Annotated in this window: 1 protein-coding gene; it reads right to left on the bottom strand. The window is 45.5% G+C overall.

Annotation, left to right across the window (positions count from 1 at the left end; all coding sequences use genetic code 11):
• A partial coding sequence (locus F6K40_RS26355) for a Calx-beta domain-containing protein (protein ID WP_293140066.1) occupies positions 1-1,553 on the bottom strand: 1,553 nt, incomplete at both ends.

The raw sequence follows: 1,553 nt of genomic DNA, 5'->3' as shown, positions 1-1,553 counted from the left end.
GTATCACCAGACCTGGTTACTGTAAAAGTAAATGCCGTTGTGCCACTGTCTCCTTCTGCTTTTTCGGCATCTGTGGCTGCAATCGCCAGAGTTGGCGGTGGCGGGGTATCATCATTCTGAATTGTACCATCAGCATCGGCAGTGGAGATTGTAGCGCCACCGGAGGCATTAAACAAACTCACCGTGAAACCTTCATCGGTTTCTACCTCTGTATCGCCAATCACATCTACTGTAATTGTTTTGCTGGTTTCACCTGCCGCAAATGTCAAGTTCCCAGAGCTTGAAGTGTAGTCATCTCCTGCAACTGCTAGGCCATCTAATGTGGCATAATCTACAGTCGTTACCCCGCTTGTATCACCAGACCTGGTTACTGTAAAAGTAAATGCCGTTGTGCCACTGTCTCCTTCTGCTTTTTCGGCATCTGTGGCTGCAATCGCCAGAGTTGGCGGTGGCGGGGTATCATCATTCTGAATTGTACCATCAGCATCGGCAGTGGAGATTGTAGCGCCACCGGAGGCATTAAACAAACTCACCGTGAAACCTTCATCGGTTTCTACCTCTGTATCGCCAATCACATCTACTGTAATTGTTTTGCTGGTTTCACCTGCCGCAAATGTCAAGTTCCCAGAGCTTGAAGTGTAGTCATCTCCTGCAACTGCTAGGCCATCTAATGTGGCATAATCTACAGTTGTTACCCCGCTTGTATCACCAGACCTGGTTACTGTAAAAGTAAATGCCGTTGTGCCACTGTCTCCTTCTGCTTTTTCGGCATCTGTGGCTGCAATCGCTAGGGTTGTTCCTCCGCCACCAGCATCAATGGAGAAAGTTCCACTAAAAGTTTGATTGCTCGAATTACTTCCTGTCCAGTTATCTTTATTATTAAGAGCTGCTAAAAGTGTTGCTTTATCTCCTGTTGTGATTCCGGTGTATACTGCGTTGTCTATTTCGCTAATCGCAACTGCATCCGTACCATTAGTCAAACCTTGCGGTAATGCCGAAGTTTGAGGGTCAGTTGCATCAGCTTGCCAGGTTGCAGCTCCTTCATTATTCAGAGCAGCAATGAAGGTATTGGTTCCTTGATAAGCGAGAATCTGGTCACCATCGGTAGAAAGGGTTAAACTTCCCGATGTCGTTCCCTCAGAAGCAGATGTATTAGTTATCTCAACTACAGTTCCCGCCGAGATACCACCTACTGGTGCTGTCCATGTAATAATACCTTCACCTGTGCGGAAACCAGAATTATCACCTAGCCAACCGTTATCAGTAAACTTAATTTCTTCTGATGCGGGAATATCAACTAAAGCGACAAATTTAAAGTTATCTGGGTTAGTAGCATTGTACTGGACAAATGCAATGTCTCCTGGATTAAGTGTCATATTTTCCTCCGTTGTTGTTTCAATTGTTAGGTCATAACTACCAGTGTATGAATTACCATCTCCTGAACCGCTACCTTCAGCATTGGAGTCGTAAACACCATTGACTGAACTACTTACTCCGAGATAGAAAGTTCCTGCTTCTGGAGTAGAGAAACTTCCCTTTGAGGAGTCACTAGG

The sequence above is a fragment of the Okeania sp. SIO3I5 genome (assembly GCF_010672085.1).
GTDB lineage: Bacteria > Cyanobacteriota > Cyanobacteriia > Cyanobacteriales > Microcoleaceae > Trichodesmium.
The sequence above is the reverse complement of the archived record's forward strand: the minus strand, read 5'-3'. Positions and strand labels throughout refer to the sequence as shown.